The sequence below is a fragment of the Paenibacillus sp. A14 genome, from assembly GCF_036864815.1.
GTDB classification, from domain to species: Bacteria; Bacillota; Bacilli; order Paenibacillales; family Paenibacillaceae; genus Fontibacillus; species Fontibacillus sanfengchensis.
In genome coordinates this window covers 38055-60411 of sequence record NZ_JBAGJD010000003.1, presented here as the reverse complement: position 1 = coordinate 60411, position 22357 = coordinate 38055, and the positions used below count along the sequence as shown (strand labels likewise).

The 22357-nt window shown below is 55.2% G+C and carries 22 protein-coding genes and 1 riboswitch; of the genes, 12 read left to right on the top strand and 10 right to left on the bottom strand.

Annotated elements, in window-relative coordinates; all coding sequences use genetic code 11:
- Positions 1-224: 224 nt before the first annotated feature.
- Both V4U88_RS08235 and rpoD read left to right on the top strand, forming a co-directional pair.
- Positions 225-380 carry a hypothetical protein gene (locus tag V4U88_RS08235; protein ID WP_334072793.1) on the top strand — a complete coding sequence of 52 codons (156 nt, stop codon included), beginning with the start codon at positions 225-227 and terminating at the stop codon, positions 378-380.
- A 276-nt stretch (positions 381-656) separates the two neighbouring features.
- On the top strand, positions 657-1553 hold the full coding sequence (gene rpoD / locus V4U88_RS08230) for an RNA polymerase sigma factor RpoD (RefSeq protein ID WP_334072792.1): 897 nt from the start codon (positions 657-659) through the stop codon (positions 1551-1553).
- A 68-nt stretch (positions 1554-1621) separates the two neighbouring features.
- Here rpoD and V4U88_RS08225 read toward each other — a convergent pair whose 3' ends face one another.
- Positions 1622-2722 carry a hypothetical protein gene (locus V4U88_RS08225; protein WP_334073365.1) on the bottom strand — a complete coding sequence of 367 codons (1101 nt, stop codon included), beginning with the start codon at positions 2720-2722 and terminating at the stop codon, positions 1622-1624.
- Positions 2723-2877: 155 nt separating this feature from the next.
- On the opposite strand from V4U88_RS08225, the gene V4U88_RS08220 reads away from it, so the two are divergent.
- A complete protein-coding gene (locus tag V4U88_RS08220; RefSeq protein WP_334072791.1) occupies positions 2878-4203 on the top strand; it encodes a voltage-gated chloride channel family protein in 1326 nt (441 codons plus the stop codon).
- Between the two features lie 66 nt (positions 4204-4269).
- On the opposite strand, the gene V4U88_RS08215 is transcribed toward V4U88_RS08220, so the two are convergent.
- Entirely contained in the window at positions 4270-4683 is a 414-nt protein-coding gene (locus V4U88_RS08215) for a DUF4183 domain-containing protein (RefSeq protein ID WP_334072790.1), read from the bottom strand.
- A gap of 198 nt (positions 4684-4881) precedes the next feature.
- On the opposite strand from V4U88_RS08215, the gene V4U88_RS08210 reads away from it, so the two are divergent.
- The 3 genes from V4U88_RS08210 to V4U88_RS08200 all read left to right on the top strand — a co-directional run bounded on the left by V4U88_RS08210 (position 4882) and on the right by V4U88_RS08200 (position 7324).
- A complete protein-coding gene (locus tag V4U88_RS08210) occupies positions 4882-5841 on the top strand; it encodes a DUF4183 domain-containing protein (RefSeq protein WP_334072789.1) in 960 nt (319 codons plus the stop codon).
- Positions 5842-5908: 67 nt separating this feature from the next.
- Entirely contained in the window at positions 5909-6328 is a 420-nt protein-coding gene (gene fosB, locus V4U88_RS08205) for a metallothiol transferase FosB (RefSeq protein WP_334072788.1), read from the top strand.
- Between the two features lie 111 nt (positions 6329-6439).
- Positions 6440-7324 (top strand): radical SAM/SPASM domain-containing protein, encoded by an 885-nt coding sequence (locus V4U88_RS08200; protein WP_334072787.1) that lies wholly within the window; start codon positions 6440-6442, stop codon positions 7322-7324.
- A gap of 824 nt (positions 7325-8148) precedes the next feature.
- Here V4U88_RS08200 and V4U88_RS08195 read toward each other — a convergent pair.
- Complete coding sequence (locus tag V4U88_RS08195) at positions 8149-8979, bottom strand: 1,4-dihydroxy-6-naphthoate synthase (protein WP_334072786.1); 831 nt, start codon at positions 8977-8979, stop codon at positions 8149-8151.
- Positions 8976-9707 carry a futalosine hydrolase gene (locus V4U88_RS08190; protein WP_334072785.1) on the bottom strand — a complete coding sequence of 244 codons (732 nt, stop codon included), beginning with the start codon at positions 9705-9707 and terminating at the stop codon, positions 8976-8978. Before V4U88_RS08190 ends, V4U88_RS08195 begins: the two co-directional genes overlap by 4 nt.
- Positions 9708-9849: 142 nt before the next feature.
- A riboswitch (guanidine-I (ykkC/yxkD leader) is annotated at positions 9850-9955 on the top strand.
- A gap of 81 nt (positions 9956-10036) precedes the next feature.
- On the opposite strand from V4U88_RS08190, the gene V4U88_RS08185 reads away from it, so the two are divergent.
- Together V4U88_RS08185 and V4U88_RS08180 are read left to right on the top strand one after the other, a co-directional pair.
- On the top strand, positions 10037-10399 hold the full coding sequence (locus V4U88_RS08185; RefSeq protein ID WP_334072784.1) for a DMT family transporter: 363 nt from the start codon (positions 10037-10039) through the stop codon (positions 10397-10399).
- Between the two features lies 1 nt (position 10400).
- The gene (locus V4U88_RS08180; protein ID WP_334072783.1) at positions 10401-10715 is read left to right on the top strand and encodes a DMT family transporter; all 315 of its coding nucleotides are present in this window, start codon (positions 10401-10403) and stop codon (positions 10713-10715) included.
- A gap of 84 nt (positions 10716-10799) precedes the next feature.
- Here the strand turns inward: V4U88_RS08180 and V4U88_RS08175 are convergent, their stop codons facing one another.
- Together V4U88_RS08175 and V4U88_RS08170 are read right to left on the bottom strand one after the other, a co-directional pair.
- Positions 10800-10991 (bottom strand): hypothetical protein, encoded by a 192-nt coding sequence (locus tag V4U88_RS08175; RefSeq protein WP_148449589.1) that lies wholly within the window; start codon positions 10989-10991, stop codon positions 10800-10802.
- Positions 10988-12142, bottom strand: coding sequence for a DUF4062 domain-containing protein (locus tag V4U88_RS08170; RefSeq protein WP_334072782.1), 1155 nt, complete (start codon positions 12140-12142; stop codon positions 10988-10990). The genes V4U88_RS08175 and V4U88_RS08170 overlap by 4 nt, the downstream gene beginning before the upstream one ends.
- Before the next feature lie 231 nt (positions 12143-12373).
- Here V4U88_RS08170 and V4U88_RS08165 point away from each other — a divergent pair, with 231 nt between their 5' ends.
- Entirely contained in the window at positions 12374-12970 is a 597-nt protein-coding gene (locus V4U88_RS08165) for a nitroreductase family protein (protein WP_334072781.1), read from the top strand.
- A gap of 50 nt (positions 12971-13020) precedes the next feature.
- Here the strand turns inward: V4U88_RS08165 and V4U88_RS08160 are convergent, their stop codons facing one another.
- A complete protein-coding gene (locus tag V4U88_RS08160) occupies positions 13021-14895 on the bottom strand; it encodes an ABC transporter substrate-binding protein (protein ID WP_334072780.1) in 1875 nt (624 codons plus the stop codon).
- A gap of 85 nt (positions 14896-14980) precedes the next feature.
- Here V4U88_RS08160 and V4U88_RS08155 point away from each other — a divergent pair, with 85 nt between their 5' ends.
- A complete protein-coding gene (locus V4U88_RS08155) occupies positions 14981-15160 on the top strand; it encodes a hypothetical protein (RefSeq protein ID WP_334072779.1) in 180 nt (59 codons plus the stop codon).
- On the opposite strand, the gene V4U88_RS08150 is transcribed toward V4U88_RS08155, so the two are convergent.
- From V4U88_RS08150 to V4U88_RS08140, 3 genes are read right to left on the bottom strand one after another with little or no spacing between them, the layout of a single operon-like run.
- Positions 15135-16118, bottom strand: coding sequence for an electron transfer flavoprotein subunit alpha/FixB family protein (locus tag V4U88_RS08150; RefSeq protein ID WP_334072778.1), 984 nt, complete (start codon positions 16116-16118; stop codon positions 15135-15137). The genes V4U88_RS08155 and V4U88_RS08150 overlap by 26 nt on opposite strands.
- Positions 16119-16160: 42 nt before the next feature.
- The gene (locus V4U88_RS08145; RefSeq protein ID WP_334072777.1) at positions 16161-16928 is read right to left on the bottom strand and encodes an electron transfer flavoprotein subunit beta/FixA family protein; all 768 of its coding nucleotides are present in this window, start codon (positions 16926-16928) and stop codon (positions 16161-16163) included.
- 38 nt (positions 16929-16966) lie between these two features.
- A complete protein-coding gene (locus tag V4U88_RS08140; RefSeq protein ID WP_334072776.1) occupies positions 16967-17548 on the bottom strand; it encodes a TetR/AcrR family transcriptional regulator in 582 nt (193 codons plus the stop codon).
- A gap of 204 nt (positions 17549-17752) precedes the next feature.
- Here V4U88_RS08140 and V4U88_RS08135 point away from each other — a divergent pair, with 204 nt between their 5' ends.
- Both V4U88_RS08135 and V4U88_RS08130 read left to right on the top strand, forming a co-directional pair.
- A complete protein-coding gene (locus tag V4U88_RS08135) occupies positions 17753-19930 on the top strand; it encodes a (Fe-S)-binding protein (protein ID WP_334072775.1) in 2178 nt (725 codons plus the stop codon).
- Positions 19931-19948: 18 nt separating this feature from the next.
- Positions 19949-22345 carry a 3-hydroxyacyl-CoA dehydrogenase/enoyl-CoA hydratase family protein gene (locus tag V4U88_RS08130; RefSeq protein ID WP_334072774.1) on the top strand — a complete coding sequence of 799 codons (2397 nt, stop codon included), beginning with the start codon at positions 19949-19951 and terminating at the stop codon, positions 22343-22345.
- The last annotated feature ends 12 nt before the right edge of the window (positions 22346-22357 follow it).

Genomic DNA, 22357 nt, shown 5'->3' with positions numbered 1-22357 from the left:
TGATCATATTTTCGTCGCAAATGTCGAATTTTGACATAGGACTATAGGATTATTTTTGCTAAAAAAGTAGCAATATTAACAGCGGTATCCAGTTTTTGGTCTGGTTGTCTGGAAAAGTGGGTCGGTGGTCCGGTTGATGCCGACATCCTGAAAAATCAGCTTCAAAGGCGCACAGGCCGGTTATACATGGAGGTAAAGGATCATAAAAGGAGCGGCGATGAAATATGAAAATTATCATCACCCAAAGCGAAGCGGTGGAAAGAGGGATTTGGAACCAGGTGATGAAAGCCTTTGGGATCACTTCCGAGGATGAGGTTTGGGAGACGGAACAGTTTATTCTGACAGAGGAACAGGCCCGGGAGTTGGGGTTGATTCGGTAATAGTTCGTTGTAAAATGGACCTCCCGTACAGGGAGACGAAGGAAGGCTTAAACAAAAAAACGCTGGCCCGGAGGACCAGCGTTCATTATTATTCATAAAAAATAATCTTGTAAAATAACATTAAATGTGATAAAATGACGGATAGCCAAATCAAAGACAAATCAATTCAACATTGCTTATATAATAGCATAATAGCACTAATTTGTCAAATAGCGTATGCCGTTGTTAGAGAAAAATTTGTTACTGTTTTCCATTATTAGGGTGGGGGTCTGAGCCATGACAGAGGATTTGACAAAAGGCAATGAACTTGATTTTACAGATGACCTGACGCTGCCGCCGGGCGTCAAAATTGATGATCCGGTTCGAATGTATCTTAAAGAAATCGGGCGTGTCCCCCTTTTGTCCGCGGATGAGGAAATCCAGCTTGCCCAGCGCATCGAGCAGGGGGACGAGGAAGCCAAACGGCGTCTCGCCGAGGCGAATCTCCGGCTTGTTGTCAGCATCGCCCGGCGCTATGTTGGCCGGGGCATGGTATTTTTGGATTTGATCCAAGAGGGGAATATGGGATTGATTAAAGCTGTGGAGAAGTTTGACTACTCCAAAGGCTTTAAATTCAGTACCTATGCCACTTGGTGGATTCGTCAGGCGATCACGCGGGCCATTGCGGACCAGGCCAGAACGATCCGGATTCCGGTTCATATGGTGGAGACCATCAATAAACTGATCCGGGTATCCCGTCAATTGCTGCAGGAAATCGGCCGGGAGCCGACACCGGAGGAAATCGCCAAGGAGATGGAACTTACCCCGGAGAAAGTGCGTGAAATTATGAAAATCGCTCAGGAACCGGTATCGCTGGAAACGCCGATCGGCGAGGAGAACGATTCCAATTTGGGTGATTTTATCGAGGATCACGATGCTCCGGCTCCCGCGGAAGCGGCCGCTTACGAACTGTTGAAGGAACAGCTTGAGGAAGTGCTGGACACGTTGACCGAGCGGGAAGAAAATGTACTCCGCCTGCGGTTCGGCATGGATGACGGACGGACCCGCACACTCGAGGAAGTCGGTAAAGAGTTTGGAGTTACCCGCGAACGGATCCGCCAGATAGAGGCCAAAGCGCTGCGGAAGCTGAGACATCCGAGCCGCAGCAAGCGGCTGAAGGATTTTATGGAATAACCCGTAAGTTTTGATAGGAAAAAAGCTTCTCCCGCGGACAAGACCACAGGAGAAGCTTTTTCCTTTTTTTATTTTGTTTTTTTGCCTCCTAACCGGCATTTCCGCGGACGGAGGGATTTGAGGGCCTTCGCGGATAGGGGCTGCACGCACATGAATTTATGCTTGCCGCCCCGTCCCGGGGCGTTGAGCCGGCGTTTGCCGGCGGAGGCGACGCGGGTATTAAACACCCGCATGAACCAATCCACCGGGTAAGCTATCGATAACCGTCCCTCATCCGACCCGGCAAAGTTGACCGCAGCAGCCAGATTCCCGGACTTTGTCAGCCAGACGGACCCGGAGTCCCCGCTCAAGGAGACGGGGTATTTTCCGCGGATGACGCTTTGATTTTTGAAGGTAATAGTTCCGAGCCCTCCGTAATCCCCATAATCGACCCGGATATCCGTATGGATCGATTCCACTGTTCCTGTGACGGCTCCGGTCGTGCGGCCGACCTTTTTAAATTTGTCTCCGATTTTGTAGGTCCGCACATGACCGGGGACTCGCCCGTAGACGGCGTATGCCGGGCGAAGCAGGCTGCGGCGGAAAGGTTTCGAAGTGGCCGCGTCGAGAAAGTTGGGGCGGGTTTTCCGCAGCCGGACAAACCGGTCCATTACGCCGATTTGATCGCGGGGCACCGTTCCGCCATCGGCGCCACCGGGTTGCAGCGTTGCGGAGGAACGGTCCGTGTTCTCATTGACGAGTACATGATTATTGCTAAGAATATAACGGCTCCCCGGGCAGCCTATGTCGCTGATGATGAGTCCCGCCGTGCCGGAAACGTTGGGAGAGCCGACGCTGTATCCGGCAATCACCGGGCGGATGCGCCGCCTAAATTTTAATCCGCCTGTGCCGTTCTTACGAAACCGGCTCGCGCGCACGATACGAACCGGGACCGTCGATTTCAACTTGGAGGGCAAGACCACCGCGGGAGCGGATCTGGATTTTCTCCGTTTTCTCCCGGCGGAGGCGGCGGTGGCGGCATCCGCATATACGATAATCGCCGCCCCTTTCCGAGGCTTGGTCGGATCTTTAAAACCGACGCCGATCCCGTGTACACCACGCTGTTTCAGCATCCGCGCGGCGTAACGCTGTTTGAGCAAGTAAGCTTTTCGATAGCTGGTCAATTGCATCACCTTTTCTTTGGAGTTGCTTTATTCTATGCTTGGAGAGCAGTGGAGGTAAGAAGGGAGCAAGTTTATTGACGGGTCGGAAGGCTTGGGATAAACTATTCTGGTTTACTGCGCTATTATGAATTTAATTTTGAGGGATACGAAGGGGCGTTTGTATGAACCGCAGCAAATGGCTTGCCTGGGGAAGGAAAGTGACGGACAAAATTCCATATGCGGCTTACCCCGGCTCGTTTATAAAATGGCTGTTGCTTGGAAGCGCCGTAGGGGTGATGGCGGGGAGCGCATCGGCGTTTTTTCTGCTCAGTCTGGATTTTGTTACCGGACAACGGTTGACGCATGGTTGGCTGCTTTATCTGCTCCCGGCGGGCGGCGCGCTGATCAGCCATATGTATATGAAATTCGGAGAAAATAGCGGCAAGGGAAATAATTTGATCCTTGAACGTATTCAAAATGGAACGGAACGGATTCCGCTGCGCATGGCTCCATTGGTGCTGATCGGTACGCTCGGGACCCACCTGTTCGGCGGATCGGCGGGAAGGGAAGGAACAGCGGTGCAGATGGGCGGAAGTCTGGCCGAATGGTTCGGGAACGTCATAAGGATTGATGAGACTGAACGGAAAATTCTTTTGATGTGCGGCATTAGCGGGGGGTTCGGCTCGGTATTCGGCACGCCGCTCGCCGGAACCGTTTTTGGGCTGGAGGTGGCTGTGTTCGGGCTGATTAGCCATCGTGCCTTAATTCCTTGCTTTGCTGCCAGTTTTGTGGGTGACCTAGTCGCTATAAAAGTTTGGGGAGTGCATCACCTGCACTACGCAATGGGGCCCGTCCCTGCCCTGTCTGGAGCGGTACTGCTGAAAGTGGTCTTGGCTTCGATCCTTTTCGGCCTCGCGGCTTTATGTTTTAGCGGGCTTACCCACGCTTTAAAGCGCCAGTTTACCCGGCTGCTGCCGAATCCGGTGTTAAAAAGCGCGTTAGGCGGTCTGCTGATTATCGGCTTCGTTTATGTACTGGGTACCCGCGACTATCTGGGGCTGGGGATTCCGTTGATCTCAGATTCGTTCCATAGCGAGGGTGAGGGCATATCCCCGCTCGCATTTCTTTGGAAGCTTCTGTTTACTGCGTTAACCTTGGGCACCGGATACCAAGGGGGAGAAGTAACTCCGCTGTTTGCCATCGGATCGACCCTGGGTCATACCTTGGCGGGGTGGCTGCATTTATATGCTCCATTTCTCGCCGGATTAGGGTTTGTGGCGGTATTTAGCGGGGCCGCAAATACACCGCTGGCCTGTTTTATTATGGGGATCGAGCTGTTTGGTTCCGAAGGGGCGCTCTATCTTTTCATCGCATGCATGGTCAGTTATGCGTTCTCCGGACACAGCGGGATTTACAGTTCGCAGCAAATCGGTACCCCCAAGAGCGGACGATGGCCGCTGGCAGAGGGAATTACCCTGGCCGCCTGGAAAAGCAGAAAAGATAAATAAAGCTTTGAAAAAAGGATCCGATCGAGACCGGATCCTTTTTTATTACCGTACTTTGACGTCATCCATTCAAGTAATAATGGTAATCGTAGGGGCTGAGATGGTCGGCTGCGTCGTAATCGCCGAGGTTACGCCGGCAAAGCTGGAGATTTCCAGTTGAACCGGGACCCCGGGAGTCAGATCCGTCGTTGCCAATACCAGGCTTGCCGTAGTCAATGTCGAAAGGGAAGATTGCTGAAGGACGCCGTTGATATACACATTGAAGTAATCGCTGGCCGTCAATGCAGGGAGTGTCGTAACGGCCCCGTCCGCATCGTCGACAAAGCTGGCGGCGGGAATGGTCGTCTCCGTGGCTCCAATCATTCCCGCCGTGATCGTTACAAAAAATCGGCTGGTTTCGGGAGCTACCGTAGTGGTGACAGCTCCGCCGGTTGCTACCGGAGCGGTTGCTACGGCCGTAAAAACGGGTTTGATTACAGGCATTGTCATTCACCTCCTTGTCGGGGGATATCGAAGGGTAATTCGATTCCCTTTATTTTAGTGATTCTTTCCTGGCTGTGAGACGGCGGTTCCCCCTCGCCAGGAGTCCTTTTCTTTCTTAACGTATGGTACCCCCGCCTAATTCGTAGTCGGGTGACCCGCATATGATAACCATCAGAAGACACATATGGAGGTGGCCACATGTTAAGAAAGAGCACGAGATGCAGGATGAAACAGCCCCGCAAGCGCCGTCGGCGCCGCTGCCCCAAAATGCGTAATCCGAAAAAGACGGGATCATGCCGTGTCAGACGATCCCGAAAAAATTTGGGAGGTCCGGCGGGAGCGCCGAACAGTGGCGAAGGACAAGGTGCTGTCGGCCATTACGCCCCTCCCGGCGTTCCGGGTTCTCCGGGGAGCAGAGGGTCCGAGGGGCAGCCGGGAAACGCGGGGCCGACGGGAGAGGCGGGTCTGCCGGGACCACAAGGGCCACCGGGAGTCGCGGGGTCGGTGGGAGGGGTAGGCCTGGGAGGACCGCAAGGCCTGCCGGGAGTCGGGGGGCCGACGGGAGAGGGGGGCCTGCCGGGACCCCAGGGGCCACCGGGAATGGCCGGGCCGACGGGAGCCGCGGGTTTGCCGGGACCGCAAGGGCCACCGGGAATGGCCGGGCCGACGGGAGCCGCGGGTTTGCCGGGACCGCAAGGGCCACCGGGAATGGCCGGGCCGACGGGAGCCGCGGGTCTGCCGGGACCGCAAGGGCCACCGGGAGTCGCGGGTCAGTCCGGGCCGCAAGGAGCGCCTGGGCCGCAAGGCCCTGAAGGTCCAACGGGACCACCCGGACCGCCCGGTTCGCCGGGAAGTGATTTCAGCGTTGTGCCTGTCGTCTACAGGTACTTTTACTTGCCGGAGGAAAATCTTCAATCCCAAGTAACTATCGAAGCCAGTCAATTTACGGATGATGAAGGGAAGACAGCCTTGGATTTTGCCGGGTTATCCGAAAGCAGTTACACTAATTTATTTATCAATGGCGTATTGCAGGAACAACGCCTGTATACCATCTCTTCCACCACTTTGACGCTGGACCTCGGTTCGGATATCATACTCGCAGGGACTCCTGTTATTATAGAGAACGTGGAATTGAAAGTGCTTGTTAAATCAGGTTAACCGATACAGACTCCGGCGGCCGGGGGTTTCCCGGTCCTGGAGAAGACAAGGAGATTCACAGTAAACGATGAGCATTCAGGGCATCAATCATTTTTGCTTTTCCGTCTCCGACTTGGAGGCGTCCATCAGGTTTTACCGGCAGGTATTTGAGGCTAAGCTTCTCGCGAAGGGGAGGTCGCTGGCTTATTTCGACCTGAACGGCCTTTGGCTGGCGCTCAACCAGGAGGACGTAGAACGGAACGGAAGCCCGCGCACTTATACACATATCGCTTTTTCCGTTAAAGAGGCAGACTGGGCGGTTATGTTGGAACGGCTCCAGAGAGCGGGGGCGGAAGTCCTGCCCGGACGAACGCGGGACGAGCGGGATGGCAAGTCGGTCTATTTTTTGGATCCGGACGGGCATATGTTCGAGTTTCACACAGGGACCCTTGCCGACAGGCTCGCCTATTACCAAGCGGACAAGCCGCATATTGAGCTTTTCGATTAGACGCTGGGACAAGCGGAAAAAATAAGCTAAACTATATAAGGTTGAACGTTCAAATTAGATAGTAAAGTAACAGTCTACCACCCATTATGAAAGAAGCAGGTTATTGCCATCATGAAAAAGTTCAAAAAGTTCTATATCGAGACGACCAGCGTTTGCAATTTGGCGTGCAGCTTTTGTCCGCCGACACAGCGTCAGGCCCAATTTATCAAGCTTGAGGATTTCCGCAAAATTTTGGACGACATCAGGCCTCATACCGATTATATTTATTTTCACGTCAAAGGGGAGCCGCTGCTGCATCCCAAAATCGATCAACTGCTGGATATCAGCCATGAAAAAGGGTTTAAAGTCAATATTACGACAAACGGAACGCTGCTGCATAAAGCTGCCCATAAACTGCTGGGCAAGCCTGCCCTTAGGCAGATCAACTTTTCACTGCATAGCTTTGACGGGCATGAAGGCTCCACGGACCGGGAAGGGTATATTACAAGCGTCTTGTCCTTTGTACGGGAGGCTACGGCCATATCCGATCTTATCGTTTCATTCCGGTTATGGAATCTGACGCAGGATAATGAAACCAACCTGCAGCGGAGCCGAAACCGCGCCACGTTGGAGATGATTGAACGGGAATTTGGACTGGACTTTCACATTGAAGAAAAAGTCACCCCCGGCAGCGGCATCAGACTGGCCGAACGCGTCTACTTGAACCAGGACCACGAATTTGATTGGCCGAGTTTAAGCGCCCCAGAAGACGACGGACGGGGATTCTGCCACGCGCTTCGCAATCAGGCGGGAATCCTGGTGGACGGTACGGTCATCCCCTGCTGTCTGGACGGGGAGGGCGTGATCAATTTGGGGAATGTGCACAATACCCCGTTCTCCGAAATTATCGAAGGCGAGCGTGCCAACCGCTTGTATGACGGCTTTTCCCAGCGAATTGCCGTGGAGGAATTATGCCGGAAGTGCGGATATCGCAAGCGTTTTGGGGGAGCCGAGTGAAGGGAATTACCGTAAGAGTAAGACCGCTGGCAGCAGCCGACAAATAACGGGAAAACCTCCCGGTAATTTCGGCTGTGGCGCCCGAAATTCGCTTTTAGCTGGAAAACTTCCAGCTAATCAACGAGGCGATGGCCTTGTTCGGCCCTTCCGGCGGATTTAACTGGAGAAATTACAGCTAAAATATGCCAAGTGGGCTGAATGAGCTAATTTAACGGGAGAAATTCCCGTTAAAATAAGTTGAACTAAAGAATTGGCGTTGGGTAAGGATATGAAATGGTTTCGGAGATACGTTGCCCACATCCACAATTGTAGATATAAAGCCTCATCGTCAGAGTCTACATCATTAACGGGAAGAATTCCCTTTAATTCAATGAGTTGCAGGTGAAGAGTGTGAAAAGTCTAGTGCCCCGTCAGACATCGTAGTAGGAGAAAATGAGAATCCGCTACTTCAACTATAATTTGGAGTGAGTGAGGTACCCGAATACGCATTCTCAAGCCGGACAGATATCCGAATCCGTATTAGGCCCACGCTATCAAGGTGCCTAGCGAACTACCAACTCCAACTCCAAAAGATGCAAATCTGCAGGTATTTCTAGCGATTTTAGAGAAACGAGCCGGTTTCGTCGGAAATTCCTGCAGAATTGCAGGAATCTTCAAATTTTTGTTCCGAACAGGAAAAAAACTGATATGCAGGAATTCTTGTTAGTCAAGATTGTCTGACGGGGCATTAGTATGCAAATCAATACTTTAAACTATATAATGCCAAAAGGTTAATCGAAATGAAATTCCCCCTGGATATCTAACATCTAAGGGGAATTTTTAATTTACTTTAACAAGGCGAGGTCCACTTCAGGCACCAAACCCTCCCGTGCGGCCCGTTCCAACAACGCGGTTACCGCCGCATAGCCGTCTTCTCCGAGGTTTGCCGTGTATTCGTTGACGTACAAGTTAATGTGCGCACGGGTCACGTCCGGCGACATTTCCTGGGCATGCTCCAGCACGTAAGCCGCGGAGGCTTCAGGATGAGCCCAGGCATATTCGACGGAAGCGCGAATCCAGGCGGAAAGGGACGCGAGATCCAGGTCCCGGCGGGCGATAATCGCGCCGAGCGGGATGGGCAGCTCCGTATCGGTCTCCCACCAGTTGCCGAGGTCGGCAAGCATTTGGAGACCGTACGACGGATAGGTGAACCGTGCCTCGTGGATGACCAGGCCGGCGTCGATCAATCCGTTTTGCACGGCGGGCATGATTTCGTCGAAAGGAAGGACGACGATTTCTCCGATCCCGCCGGGTACATGCTGTGCGGCCCAGAGCCGGAACAGCAGGTAAGCGGTGGACCGCTCGCTTGGTACCGCTACGCGTTTTCCGGCAAGCGCCTCCGCTCCTTGCCCGCTCTCCCGGGTCAGGACGAGCGGGCCGCAGCCGCGGCCCAGCGCGCCGCCGCAGGGGAGAAGGGCGTATTTGTCCAGCACCCAGGGGAGGGCGGCATAAGAGATCTTAAGGATTTCGGGACCTTGGCCTTCCGCCGCCAGGCCGTTGGTAATGTCGATATCCGCATAGGTCACATGGAACTCCGGGGCATCAGGGATTAGCCCGTGCACCAGGGCATGAAAAACAAACGTGTCGTTAGGACACGGGGAAAACGCGATATTCATGATTGCAGCACCTCCGGTAAGTATGAGCAGGCCCGTTCCAGCGCCTGCAGGGCGTCGCCGATCTTCCACAACTCACGCTGGCGCGGGCCGACGGCATTGGAAACCGCGCGGATTTCCAGCACGGGGAGGTTTAGACGCCGGGCCGCAACGGCCACGCCGAAGCCCTCCATGGCTTCGGCCGCCGCGCCGGTCACCCGCGCGGCCAGCAGTTCGGCGGTCACGGCCGTGCCGGTGACCGTCGACAGCGTCAGCACCGGCCCGCTGCAGACGGGCAGGCCGGCGGCTTGCAGCGCCGCCGTCCAGCGCGCCGCCAGCGCTTCGGCGACCGGCACGCGGGCCGTGCCGAAGCCGAGCTCGTCCACGCTGGCGAAGCCGTCCGGCGTCTCCGCGCCGAGATCGGCGGCGACGATGTCGCTCGCGACGACGAGCGAGCCTACGGGCGCGCGGCCGGGGAAGCCGCCGCCGATGCCGGCGCTGACGACGAGCTCGTAGCCGCCGTCCGCGGCGAGCTCGGCGGCCGTCGATGCGGCCGCCAGCGCGGGGCCGACGCCGGCGAGCCGCACGTCGAAGGCGGGCCCCCCGGGCAGGCCGGGGGCCGCCGATGCGCCGCCGCGGCTCAGCCCGCGCAGCACCGCGCTCCGCTCCGCTTCGACCGCGGTCATGATCAGCACGCGCCGCGGGCAAATGCCCCGCGGGGCTGCCGTCTCCTGCGTTGTGGAATCCTTCATCAGTCTAACACTCCTTCGTCTTCTTCTCCTTGTACTATGTTAGATCAAACCTAATGCTTGCACAAGTCGCAGGGTTGGCTGCCCGAAAGAAGACTATCCGAAAGGCCTTGACCTTCGATGCCCATTTGTGTAAAATAAAGCTCAATTTGTTCCCTAGGGTTCCGTGGCGCCGGTTCGCGCCGGTCTGGTCCGAGAGGGAGCGCGCGGCGAATACGCCGCGGACACGGAGGGATAAAAGCCCGGGAGGATATCGAAGGAGATATCTTCCCGGGTTTTTAGGTGTTCTGCGCTACAGAACAATCCCCAAAAACAACAAGGAGAGAGAGCAAATGAATCGATACTGGAATTTGATCTGGATCGCGGGCGCTTTAGAGATCGGATGGGTGATTGGACTCAAGCATTCCTATAACGTTTGGACTTGGGTGGGCACGATTCTCGCCTTGGGGTTTAGCACTTATCTGTTGATTCGGTCGACCGCCAAGCTGCCTGTGGGGACCGCGTACGCAGTGTTTACCGGGATCGGCACGGCCGGGACGGTGTTGGCGGAAATGGTGCTTTTCGGCGAGCCGTTCCGAATTCTGAAAATTTTACTGATATTGCTGCTCGTATCCGGGGTGATCGGGTTGAAAATCGTTACCGCCGAAAGCGGTGGGGAAGCGGGCCCTGAGGTTGATTCGGGAGGAGGAAGATAAGATGGCTTGGTTGTTGTTGGTTTTGGCGGGCATGGGTGAGGTGATCGGCGTAGCCGGGATCAGCCGATTGAACCGTTCCCGCGATCTGCTCTCGTTTATTCTGCTGATTGGCGGTTTTGTTCTAAGCTTGTCGCTCCTGTCCATCGCCATGCAGTTCATTTCGATGGGAACCGCTTATGCGATTTGGACCGGCATGGGAACGGTGGGGAGCACGCTGGTCGGGATGTTTTTGTACGGCGAATCCAAAGACGCAAAAAGACTGCTGTTCATCGCTATGGTATTGTCTGCGGCGGTAGGGTTGAAATTAATCGCCTAAAGTCCTGCATAATATTATCTTGTCGTTAAGGGCAAAAATAACCCGTCCAGGATGTTTCCCGGACGGGTTATTATATGGCTGCGGCTAGGCTCGCTTCGTGGCCTGGGCGAAACGGTCCTTAATTTGCTTGTTATTGCGCTTCATCGCCGTGCGCTGCTCGCGAAGGATTTGCGACGAATTCTTCGACGCGGGAGCGAACAATAGCGCCTCTTTAGGTTGGGCTCCAACGGCCTTGCTCACCCGACCGTTTTTGGATACGAATACTCCGGCACTCATGGCTGCATTCCTCCCAAGCATAATTTGATCAATTCGATGAGGAGCGGATTTTTACTCATTATAGCATGGTTAATACTCTCTTTGTAGTGGATGAATTTCTTATAATTCCAGTCCGGATCGGCCGGATAGTGCAGGGTGATCACATAGGAGCCCGACCGGATGCAATGATAGAACATTTTTTTCGCTTCTTTGAAGAACACTTGCTCACCGGGGTCCCCTAGATCCAGCGTCAATACGGCGTACGAACTTTTATCGTCCAGCGAAAAAATCGGTATGGATGCCGCATCGCCCGTTTTGGCGACCAGATGTAGCTCTCTTTCCCGCAGGGCGTAAAGGGTTGCGGCATTGCAATCCTCATAATGGCCGACACATTCGGACAAATAAGGGCCGTAACGCTGCTCGATGTCTCCGCCCTCCAGTGTGTCGACGACGAGTTCAAGGAATTTATCCGGTTGCCTAAGCCCGGTGATATTCAGGCAGGGGAGCAAGGCGGTCATCAATTCAAAGGCGGCGTCAAAACCATCCAGCCTGGCGGCATTCTGCTCGATCGATTCCTCCAAAGGAAGCAGGAGGGCGCCACGGCGAAGCAAGTCGCTGAAGTAAGCTTTCCAGTCAATCGTTACGCCAAGCGACAAGTCATCAATATAGACCTTTCGCATCGTCATATCATGGAGAAAATACCATACGTACGGATCGATTTCTTTAGGAACGCGTTCATCCCGCATTAGCATTTCCATCATATGAGGCGGGGAGGGAAAAAGGTTCTCCTTGGCGATATAATGATCGATGTACTGGTCCAGCAGCGGCTTAACCCGCCCGAAAAAAGCGGACTTTACCTCGACATCGCCGAATACGAGAATAGTCTTCTCCTGTTCGTAAGCTTTAATGAACTCCATGTGGGTTATCGTTCTCATCGCCTTTGCATCATATGTACCCGCCTTGCCGCCGATAAACAGCAGATAAATGTCGCACTCCGCCACCGCTTCCAGGCAGCGGACGACCGGATCGACATGGGCCGGCCAGGGTCCGAGATTCTCCTCCCACATCAGCGGTTCATGCCCCATCGCTTCCAATTCCTTGAATACCTTGCGGCGAAGCGGTTTAAGACCATCTTCATTGACGGAGCTGATGAATATTTTAGTTCTTGCCACCCAGCATGCTCCCTTCCATGGCTATTTCTCCCATTATAACCCAAATGAACCAATCGTCGTTTAAGATTAAGAAATTTCAAAATTTTGCTTGCAAACCAAAATATTTTTATGTAATATAATAACGTCAGCTACTAAATAAATGTAAGTATAAATTATCCGACTGAGTTCATCCGATTAAATCAGGGTTCAGCGGATAAACTAACCTAAAATATCGAAGGAGAGATTGAAGAAATGAGCGAATTTTTGAACGCGATCAAGAAAAGACGCAGCGTGTATGCATTGAACCAGGAAATCCCGGTTTCCGAAGAGCGTGTCGAAGAAATTGTAAAGGAAGCTGTGCTGCATTCCCCGTCTTCCTTTAACTCGCAAAGCGCAAGAGCGGTCGTACTGTTCAGCGGGCAGCACCATAAGCTGTGGGATTTGACGAAAGAAACGCTGCGCAAGGTTGTACCGGCCGACAGCTTCGCACCGACGGAAGAAAAAATGGCCTCTTTCCGCAATGCCCGCGGAACGGTTTTGTTCTTTGAAGACCAAACCGTCATCAAAGGACTTCAGGATCAGTTTGCGGCCTACGCCGAAAACTTCCCGATCTGGGCGCAGCAATCCAACGGTATGCTTCAGTATGTGGTATGGACGGCATTGGCGCAAGAGGGCGTAGGGGCTTCCCTGCAGCACTACAACCCGCTGATTGACGAAGAAGTGAGCAAAGAATGGAACGTGCCGGCAAGCTGGAAGCTGATCGCGCAAATGCCTTTCGGCGGAATCGCCGCAGCGCCGGGCGACAAAGAGTTTGCACCGCTGGATTCTCGTTTGAAAGTGTTCAAATAAATCATAAAAAGTACGAGCCTGCAAGGATCCGTAAAGATCCTGCAGGCTCTTTATTTGCGTTCGGAGGCGATTTCCTCCGCAGGCGTAAGCCAAATATCCTTAAAATCCATCCACCCCAAGTTGTTGATGACGATTCCCCGGATGGAAGGGTGGACATAAGTGTTCAATTGCTGGTGAATGAGGAATAAAATCTGTGCCTCTTCCTGCAGGCGGATTTCAATCTGCTCCAGAAGAGCCCGGCGTTTCTCTTTGATGGGACTCGCGTAAATATCGTCCACCACCTGATGAATCCATCTGCGGAGCCCAGGGTCAAGATGCTGGAAAATAATGCTGTTTCTTTGCAGCACGGTCTCCAGCTCGCAGATCTCATCATCGGCAAAAACGAGGCACATCAGCAGGGCGTCGGCTTCCTGGGCCGTTTCGATCCGCGACAGAATCCCCCTGTTCCCGTAACGGATACGGACCGGAATCCCGATCGAGGCACATTGGCGGGCGATCCATTCGGCGTCTTCACACTCCGCTTCGGCTGCGACCAGAAGTATGGGGGTGCCGTCGTAACCCGATTGCGCCAGCAGCTGCCTGGCTGCTTCAGGATCAGGCCTGCGGTGGCCGTGTGCGGCTTCCTCCATGGGCAGGAAGCCGCGGGCGGGGTAGCCGGGTTTCCCCGTGCACCGGATCAAATCGGAACGGTCGATGATCAGATTGACGGCCTGACGAAACGAAAGGGATTGCTGCGGTCCGCCTTTGTTCCGGTTCCAGCTGATCAGACTGCACCCCTGGCTGAGCGTTTCGATCCGCTGCCAGTCGCCTCCCGCATCGGCCGGTATTCTGGCGTCATTGGCGATCAACTGCTCCCACTTTAGTCTGGAAAGGTTCGGGATATTCTCCGGCATAAAAATCAATTTGACGCCATCCAGATAAGGCCTGCCGAGAAAATAGCGCGCATGGACCTCCAACTCGATTCCATTGCCGCCCCAATGTGTAATCCGAAAAGGGCCCGTTCCGCTCGGGAGCTGCCAGAAGCGGCTCTCATCCAGCCCGTTCAGGTCCGACGGGATAATAGAGGCGCAGGAAGAGCAGAGCAGGCGGGGGAGCAGCCAATTCGGCCGGCTCAGCATGATGCGAACCGTCCGCGAATCCAGCGCTGTCGCGGATTCCATCGTCTCCATCATCCAGGAGTTCATGGCTCCATTCCGCAACCGTTCCAGCGTAAAGACGACATCCTCGGCTGTCAACGTTTTTCCGTGGTGAAACAGAACCCCTTTGCGAAGGTAAAACGTCCATTGTCTGCCCGAGGCATCGCTTTCCCAATAGTGCGCCAGCTTCGGCAGGATCTTCTGCTGTTCCGAGTCATACTCGATCAGGCGATCAAACAATTGTCTCACCAGATGGGAATCGAATCCGAAGTATAGCTCCGACGGATCGAGCGTGAGCGGTGCGCGATAGACCGGGAGGCGGAACACATCTTTCGCATGAAGTTCGGCCCCGAATTTTTCCATGCCGAACTGTCCGTTCAGCCATTGGAGGAACTGATCCAATACTGTCCGGTCCTCCTCGTATTGATGCAGGAATTCAAAAGCGGAGCGGTATTCCCCTTTTTCCGCCAGCCGCTTGGCGAATTCGAGCAAGAAATGGTCGCGTTTGACCAGAAAACGGATCCTTGATTTGTTTCCCCGCCCTCTTCCGGGCAGCCATGTGATCCAGCTTTCATCCTGAAGCTTGCGGACGATCAATTTGACATTCCGTTCCGTGCAGTGGAAGAGCTTCGTTAACTCCTCGAGCGCCACTTCGTACTCTTCCTGCTCCCGTGGCGCCGGCCCGACGTAATGATTGATCAAGGCCATGTAGCGTTCGGCCGACAGCATGGCATACTTCACCTCCGGTACACCGCCTTTTCTCCTTAAAAGGGGAAAGGCGTTTTTCATACTGTACACTTTTTCTTCCCTTTTTTAAAGCGGATAATGGGGACGTCAATCACACCCGGCCGGTAAAAGAAGGGGAGGGGCAGCAATGAGCTACGACGAGTATTTTCGAAGGGAACTGGAGCTAAAGAAATTCCATAATGCCATCAATCAGCCGTTTGCTTTTGATATTGTAAAGATCGGGAAGGACAGGCCCGGGCCGAAAAAAAAGAAAACCTGGATCACCAGGTTTCGGGATACGGTTATTGGCGTGAAAGGGCCTGTTTGAATTCTTGGGTTAAAAGGGGTACGACTTCAAAAAGGTCGCCGACGATCCCGTAGTCGGCCATTTTGAAAATCGGGGCTTCGGGATCTTTGTTTATGGCGATGATTATTCGTGACTGGCTCATTCCGGCTAAATGCTGGATGGCCCCGCTAATGCCGCAGGCGATGTAAAGCTCCGGGGTCACAACCTTGCCCGTCTGTCCGATTTGCATCGCATAGTCGCAGTAGCCGGCGTCGCAGGCGCCGCGGGAGGCTCCGACCGCGCCTTGCAGCACTTCGGCAAGTTCCTCCAGGGGCTTGAAGCCGTCCGCGCTCTTCACGCCCCGGCCGCCCGACACGACAACCTTGGCTTCGCTGAGGTCGACCCGGCCCGACGCCTTGCGGACGACATCCCGGATCGCGGTGCGAAGCGAAGTTTCCGGAGTTGTGTAATCGAAAGGCACGATTTCTTCCGAAGCGTTGACCGGCGCGGCAGGAGGAAGATTATTGGGCCGCAGCGTAACGACACCCCGGCTGCCGAGGAGCCGTTTCTTCTCGAAAGCTTTACCGGCAAACAGCGGGCGGGTGAACAGGGCGCCCTCATCCGTCATTTCGAGCGCGGTCACATCGGAGATTTGACCGGCATCGAGAAGCGAAGCGAGCTGGGGAGCGAGATCCCGCCCGACCGCCGTATGTCCGAGCAGCACGAGATCGGGCTGAAGGTTGGCGATCAGCCGGGAGAAGACGAAGCCGTAGGCTTCGGCAAGGTAAGTTTTCAAATCGGGGTGTTCCAGCGTGATCACCCGGCCTTCGACGTGCCCGGCGAGTTCATGGGCCGCATCGGTCAGTTCATATCCGGGGAGGACGGCGATGATTTCATCGTCTTCCTCTTTTAGAGTGTAAGCAGTCTGAAGCGCTTCCAAAGAAACCTGACGCAGTTTTCCGCCCTGTGCCTCCGCCACGACCATCATCACTTTACCCATCGTAAGTCCCTCCTAGATTATCGCTAAAGTCCGTAAATCGGCTCAAATGAATTTGGCTTCGGTTTGCAGCAGCGAAACCAGCTCGGCAGCCTGTTCGTTCAGCGTTCCCTGCAGCACCCGTCCGGCCTGCCGTTTCGGGGGAGCGAAGAGGAGCGTGCGCTCCGTTTTCGGGGCGAGGTCCGCCGTACTTACCCCAAGGTCATCCGGTTCGAGTTGGCGGAACGGCTTCTTCTTGGCCTTCATAATCCCGGGCAGGGAAGGGTAGCGCGGTTCGTTGAGCCCTTGCTGGGCGGTAAGCAGCGCCGGCAGCGGCAGTTCGACCGTTTCCGTATCCCCCTCCGCGTCGCGGACCGCGACCGCTAGGCCGTCGGAAACGTCAAGTTTGACGACCGCCGAGACATGGGGGACGCCGAGCAGCCGGGCCAGCCGGACGGCTACCTGACCGGCGCCGTTGTCGACCGAGAAATAGCCGCCAAGAATGAAATCGAAGGGCCGATCGCGGAAGTAGGCGGCTAACAATGCGGCGATTCCGGATTCGTCGGTCCGGAAACCATCGTCCGAGATCAGCACGGCTTCATCCGCGCCCATCGCGAGAGCCGTGCGCAGCGCTTCCGCGGCGCGTTCGGGGCCGACGGATACCGCCGTCACGGTTCCGCCGTGCTTTTCCTTCAAGCGGAGCGCTTCCTCCACGGCGTATTCATCATAGGGATTGATGATATACTTCACGCCGTCTTCGCGGATTTCGCCGCTTTCTATCGCAATCTTTTCCTCCGTGTCAAAGGTTTGCTTCAGGATTACGTAAAGATCCATCGCCAATTCTCCTCTCAACCTCGTTTGGAGGGACCGGGTTATTTCAAGCCCCTCAGGAAAAAATCCACCGTCTTGTCGACCTGGGCGGACAGGGAGTATTTCCGTCCGGAAATCAGCCAGGAGGTCACAACCTCGTCCATCGCGCCGAACACAAGATGCCGGGTCAGCTTCGTATCGAGATCGGCGCGAAAGCTCTTTTCCTCGATCCCCCGGATTAAAATCTGCTCGATCAGCTGGATATAAGGCTTCACCGACAACCCGATCGCCTTGCGCAGCTCCAGGGAACTTTGGCGAAGCTCGATCTGCGTCACATAGGCCAGATTGACATTTTGCTCGAGCCGGGTGAAGTGGATTTCGCACACTTTGCGCAGCGCCTCGTCCGCCGTGCCGGATTCCTCAATGCTGGCGTTAAACAAAGCGACCAGTTTACCCAGCCGATCTTCGAACAGCGAAATCAGAATGTCTTCTTTTTTCTTGAAGTACAAATAAATCGTACCGTCCGCAACCCCAGCCTCCTTGGCGATTTTGGATACCTGTGAGCCGTGAAACCCGTTTTCGGCGATGACTTTCTCCGCGGCATCCAAAATCATTTCAAATTTTTCTTGTTTTCTACTTGTCATGACGACACCTCAATGCTAAAATTTAAAGCAACTGAATGAATGCTCATTCATTTTTCTATATCTTAGGAGAAACCGAGCGCTTTGTCAATAGAATGCGCTTTATAAAACCAAGAGCTTGTAAACGCTTACTATAGCTTGGCTATCTCAGTGTCCAATTGCATTCATTTTTGTCGGCTTATTTTCAGGGGAAAGGCGGGAGCAAAAATGGTGTGGCCGTTGATTCATCTGGCGCTGTTTCTGGGCGTTACGGGAGTTGGGATTTATCTGTTCTGGAGGGTCGTTTATCACCGCTATCTGTATGTGCGTCTGGGGCGGCCCGTTGATTTCCGCAGTCGAATGAAAGGAGGGGGGATGGAGTTCGTTTCCCAGGTGTTTGGCCAAAGAAAGCTGTTAAAAGACCCCAAGAGCGGGATTATGCACGCCGTGATTTTTTACGGATTCATTATTTTGCAGTTTGGGGCGGTCGACCTGATCGTCAAAGGATTGACGGAAGGCGGGCATCTCCCGCTTCCGGCCTACGATGTATTCGGGTTACTGCAGGAGATCACCGTCCTGCTTGTTTTGGCGGCCATGGGCTACGCCGCTTATCGCCGCTACGGGGAGAAGCTTCCCCGGTTAAAAAGAGGCTGGAAACCCAGCATCGTCGTCCTCTTCATTTTCTTCTTGATGCTCACTGTCATTTTGTCGCTGGGTTTTGAACGCCTGTGGCTTGGATTGGAACACTCCGCGCTCGCACCGACTTCATCACTCATTGCAGAACTCTTCTCCGGAATTTCCGCACACGGCGCCGAAATCGGGTTTTATGTTTTCTGGTGGCTGCATCTGCTGATTCTACTCTCTTTTCTCGTTTATGTCCCGCAATCCAAACACTTTCATCTCATCACGGCTCCGCTCAATATCTGGCTCCGGCGGAGAGAACCGGCCGGCCGATTGGCCTCCCTCGATCTCGAGGATGAGGAAGCGGAGAGCTTCGGCGCAGGAAAAATCGAGGATTTCACCCAAAAGCAAATGCTTGACTTCTACGCTTGTGTGGAATGCGGGCGGTGTACCAATGTGTGTCCCGCTTCAAACACCGGGAAGACGCTGTCCCCGATGCACCTGATCACGAAGCTGCGGGATCATTTGACGGAAAAAGGGTCGGTGATGACGGGCAAGCCGCCGTGGTCGCCCGGATTTGTATTCTCGCCGGAGGGAGCCGTCACGCACGGCGTTTCGGCGGAAAACGCCGCGGCCGCAGAGTGGGCAGAGCCGGCGGGGATGACGGGTATCGGGCCGACGCTCGCCTGGCAGAAGCAAACCTGGACGGCACGGGAACCCGGCACCGATCCCGCTGGTCTGGAGCTGATCGGCGATGTGATGACGGAGGACGAAATCTGGTCCTGCACCACCTGCCGCAACTGCGAAGATCAATGCCCCGTCGGCAATGAGCATGTCGATAAAATCATCGACCTGCGCCGCCATCTCGTATTGATGCAGGGAAGCGTCCCCCAGGAAGGGCAGCGGGCGCTGATGAACATCGAGCGTCAGGGCAACCCCTGGGGCATCAGCAGAAGCGCCAGGGCCGAGTGGACGGGAGAAGTGGAAGACGTCAAAGTGCCGACCGTCAAGGAACGACCGGATTTTGAGTATCTGTTTTTCGTCGGTTCAATGGGCTCCTATGACCTGCGCAGCCGCAAAGTCTCCCGGGCGTTTGTCCGGCTTCTGCAACGGGCGAATGTGAGTTTCGCCATTCTCGGGAACGAGGAGAAGAACTCGGGCGATACGCCGCGGCGGATGGGCAATGAACTGCTGTTCCAACAGCTGTGCCGGGAGAACATCGATCTTTTCCGGAAATACGGCGTCAAAAAGATCGTCACGGCCTGCCCGCACACCTTTAATACATTCAAAAACGAATATCCCGAATTTGGCTTGGAGGGGGTGGAAGTGCTGCATCATTCGCAGCTGCTGGAACAGCTCATCCGGGAAGGCCGGCTGCGTCCCGATTATGCAGTGAGAGAGCGGATTACCTACCATGATTCCTGTTACCTGGGGCGTTATAACGGCATCTATGAACAGCCGCGAAACGTCCTGCGGGCGATCCCCGGCGTCGAATTGGTCGAAATAGCCCGCACCAGGGAAAACGCCATGTGCTGCGGAGCCGGCGGCGGATTGATGTGGATGGAGGAAACCGGCGGCAAACGGATCAATCTGGCCCGTACGGAGCAAGCCCTGGAAGTGAATCCGGGGGTCATCAGCAGCGCCTGTCCTTACTGTCTGACCATGCTGGAGGACGGGACAAAGATGAAGGAGGTGGAAATGAAAGTGCAAGCGAAGGATATCGCCGAACTGCTGGAATTGTCCATATTCGGTGAAAGCGCCAAACCAAATGAGTCCATTCATTAGAACGGAGGGTTCATGAATATGATGAGAACAATTCGTCAAGCCGCCGTTATCGGGTCCGGCATTATGGGTTCGGGTATCGCCGCCCAGTTTGCGAACGCGGGCATCCCCTGCCTGCTGCTCGATCTTGTACCGTCGCGGCTCACCCCGGAGGAGACGGCCCGGGGATACACGAAGGAGCATCCCGCCGTGCGAAACCGGCTGGCTATCTCGGCGATCGAGCGATTGACAAAGACGTCCCCCGCTCCCTTGTACGACAACGATTTTGCCGGACGCATCACCCCGGGGAATCTGGAGGACGATCTTGACCGGATCGGAGAAGCGGATTGGGTCGTCGAAGCGGTGGTGGAGAACATAAACGCCAAAAAGGAGCTCTTGGCCAAACTGGAACCGCACCTGCGCCCGGGCACGATCGTCAGTACCAACACTTCGGGCATTTCCGTCAATGCCATGACGGAAGGGAGGTCACCGGTATTCCGCAAGCATTTTCTCGGAGCGCATTTCTTTAATCCGCCGAGATATATGCAACTGCTCGAAATCATTCCCGGCGAGTCGACCGATCCCGGTCTGGTCAAGGAATTGAGCGCTTTTTGCGAATCCAGGCTGGGAAAAACCGTGGTGCGAGCCAAAGATACCCCGAATTTCATCGCCAACCGGATCGGCACTTACGGCTTACTGATGACGCTGAAAATCATGCTGGAAAAAGGCTACACCGTGGAGGAGGTCGATGCGGTTACCGGTCCGGCGCTGGGGCGGCCCAAAAGCGCGACCTTCCGCACGCTGGATTTGGTCGGGCTCGATACGTTTCTTCATGTAGCGGATAATGTGCACACGAATACAGCCGACCCGGGCGAGAAAGATGCATTTGCGGTCCCGGAGCTGCTCAAGGTCATGGTATCGCAGGGAAGGCTTGGGGAGAAAGCGGGGCAAGGGTTTTACCGGAAGGAAAAGGGACCGGGCGGAAGCCGGATCCTGGCGCTCGATTTGAACAGCATGGAATACCGGCCGCAATCCAGGCCGGCCTCGGGGTCTCTGGAAGCAGCCAAATTGGCGAAAGGAGCCGCGGCCAAAACCGCCGCATTGCTGGCCGGAAAAGACCGCTATGCGGACTTGGCCTGGGAAGTGCTAAAGCCGGTGCTGATTTATGCCGCCGGGAAACTCGAAGAAATCGCGGACAGCATCCGGGATATCGACGAGGCGATGAAGTGGGGCTTCAACTGGGAGATGGGTCCGTTCGAACTGTGGGACGCCATCGGCCTTGAGCGTTCCGCCGCGCGAATGGAAGCGGAAGGGGCGGTCCTTCCCGCCTGGGTGAAGGAATGGATGGCCGCCGGCAACCGTTCGTTCTACAAACGGGAGGACGGCAAGCTGTTCCACGTCAGTGAAGGCCGCTACACCAGGGTGGAATTTCCGCCGGAAGTCATCTCTTTGCGGGAATTGAGAGAGCGGAACAAGGTGGTCAAAGCGAATAGCGGCGCGAGCCTCATCGATTTGGGCGACGGGGTGGCTTGCCTGGAGTTTCATTCGCCGAACAACGCGATCGGAGCGGATATATTATCGATGATCTCGCAGAGCGTGGAAGAGGTCCGGCGGAATTTCACGGGCCTGGTCATCGCCAATCAGGGCAGAAATTTCTGCGTCGGCGCCAACCTGATGCTGCTCTTGATGGAAGCGCAGGACGAGGAATGGGATGAAGTGGATGACATCATCCGGCTGTTCCAGAACACGATGTACCGGCTGAAGCGGTTCGAGAAGCCGGTCGTGGCCGCCCCGCACCGCATGACCCTGGGCGGCGGCGTCGAAGCCTGCATGCCCGCCGACCAGGTGGTCGCGGCCGCGGAAACCTATTACGGCCTGGTGGAGGTCGGCGTCGGCCTCATTCCCGCGGGAGGCGGCTGCAAGGAAATGGCGCTGCGGGCCAGCGAGCGGGCCGGACTTCCCGAAGCGGATCTGCAGCCCTATCTGAGCCGAGTGTTTGAGACGATCGGGACGGCGAAGGTGTCCACCAGCGGCCATGACGCCATCAAGCTCGGTTACTTGCGGGAAACCGACCGGGTCGTTATGCATCCGGACCACCGCATTTACGAAGCGAAGCGGGCGGTGCTGCGGATGGCCGCCGCGGGTTACGAGCCGATCCCCGAAAAGAAGATCCGCGTTATCGGTTCCGAAGGCAAGGCGGTGCTTCGCCTCGGCGCACTCGGCATGAGAGAAAGCGGGTTTATCACCGACCATGATCTGCTGATCGCGGGCAAGCTGGCGCATGTGTTAGCCGGAGGGGATGTGCCCGCGGGTTCCCTGGTGACGGAGCAGTATTTGCTCGATCTGGAGCGGGAGGCGTTTTTGAGTCTTTGCGGCGAACCGAAAACAAGAGAGCGCATGCAGCATATGCTCACCAAGGGGAAGCCGCTGCGGAATTAATTGAGTCTTGGG

Excerpts from the sequence above, each read along its gene's own strand:
- V4U88_RS08150 (WP_334072778.1), bottom strand. The coding sequence starts at position 16,118 with ATGGGTAAAGTGATGATGGTCGTGGCGGAGGCACAGGGCGGAAAACTG.
- V4U88_RS08190 (WP_334072785.1), bottom strand. The coding sequence starts at position 9,707 with ATGAAGGATTCCACAACGCAGGAGACGGCAGCCCCGCGGGGCATTTGC.
- V4U88_RS08160 (WP_334072780.1), bottom strand. The coding sequence starts at position 14,895 with ATGAAAAACGCCTTTCCCCTTTTAAGGAGAAAAGGCGGTGTACCGGAG.
- V4U88_RS08130 (WP_334072774.1), top strand. The coding sequence starts at position 19,949 with ATGATGAGAACAATTCGTCAAGCCGCCGTTATCGGGTCCGGCATTATG.
- fosB (WP_334072788.1), top strand. The coding sequence starts at position 5,909 with ATGAGCATTCAGGGCATCAATCATTTTTGCTTTTCCGTCTCCGACTTG.
- V4U88_RS08220 (WP_334072791.1), top strand. The coding sequence starts at position 2,878 with ATGAACCGCAGCAAATGGCTTGCCTGGGGAAGGAAAGTGACGGACAAA.
- V4U88_RS08200 (WP_334072787.1), top strand. The coding sequence starts at position 6,440 with ATGAAAAAGTTCAAAAAGTTCTATATCGAGACGACCAGCGTTTGCAAT.
- V4U88_RS08175 (WP_148449589.1), bottom strand. The coding sequence starts at position 10,991 with ATGAGTGCCGGAGTATTCGTATCCAAAAACGGTCGGGTGAGCAAGGCC.
- V4U88_RS08185 (WP_334072784.1), top strand. The coding sequence starts at position 10,037 with ATGAATCGATACTGGAATTTGATCTGGATCGCGGGCGCTTTAGAGATC.
- V4U88_RS08135 (WP_334072775.1), top strand. The coding sequence starts at position 17,753 with ATGGTGTGGCCGTTGATTCATCTGGCGCTGTTTCTGGGCGTTACGGGA.
- V4U88_RS08210 (WP_334072789.1), top strand. The coding sequence starts at position 4,882 with ATGTTAAGAAAGAGCACGAGATGCAGGATGAAACAGCCCCGCAAGCGC.
- V4U88_RS08165 (WP_334072781.1), top strand. The coding sequence starts at position 12,374 with ATGAGCGAATTTTTGAACGCGATCAAGAAAAGACGCAGCGTGTATGCA.
- V4U88_RS08195 (WP_334072786.1), bottom strand. The coding sequence starts at position 8,979 with ATGAATATCGCGTTTTCCCCGTGTCCTAACGACACGTTTGTTTTTCAT.
- V4U88_RS08155 (WP_334072779.1), top strand. The coding sequence starts at position 14,981 with ATGAGCTACGACGAGTATTTTCGAAGGGAACTGGAGCTAAAGAAATTC.
- V4U88_RS08215 (WP_334072790.1), bottom strand. The coding sequence starts at position 4,683 with ATGCCTGTAATCAAACCCGTTTTTACGGCCGTAGCAACCGCTCCGGTA.
- rpoD (WP_334072792.1), top strand. The coding sequence starts at position 657 with ATGACAGAGGATTTGACAAAAGGCAATGAACTTGATTTTACAGATGAC.
- V4U88_RS08140 (WP_334072776.1), bottom strand. The coding sequence starts at position 17,548 with ATGACAAGTAGAAAACAAGAAAAATTTGAAATGATTTTGGATGCCGCG.
- V4U88_RS08235 (WP_334072793.1), top strand. The coding sequence starts at position 225 with ATGAAAATTATCATCACCCAAAGCGAAGCGGTGGAAAGAGGGATTTGG.
- V4U88_RS08225 (WP_334073365.1), bottom strand. The coding sequence starts at position 2,722 with ATGCAATTGACCAGCTATCGAAAAGCTTACTTGCTCAAACAGCGTTAC.
- V4U88_RS08180 (WP_334072783.1), top strand. The coding sequence starts at position 10,401 with ATGGCTTGGTTGTTGTTGGTTTTGGCGGGCATGGGTGAGGTGATCGGC.
- V4U88_RS08145 (WP_334072777.1), bottom strand. The coding sequence starts at position 16,928 with ATGGATCTTTACGTAATCCTGAAGCAAACCTTTGACACGGAGGAAAAG.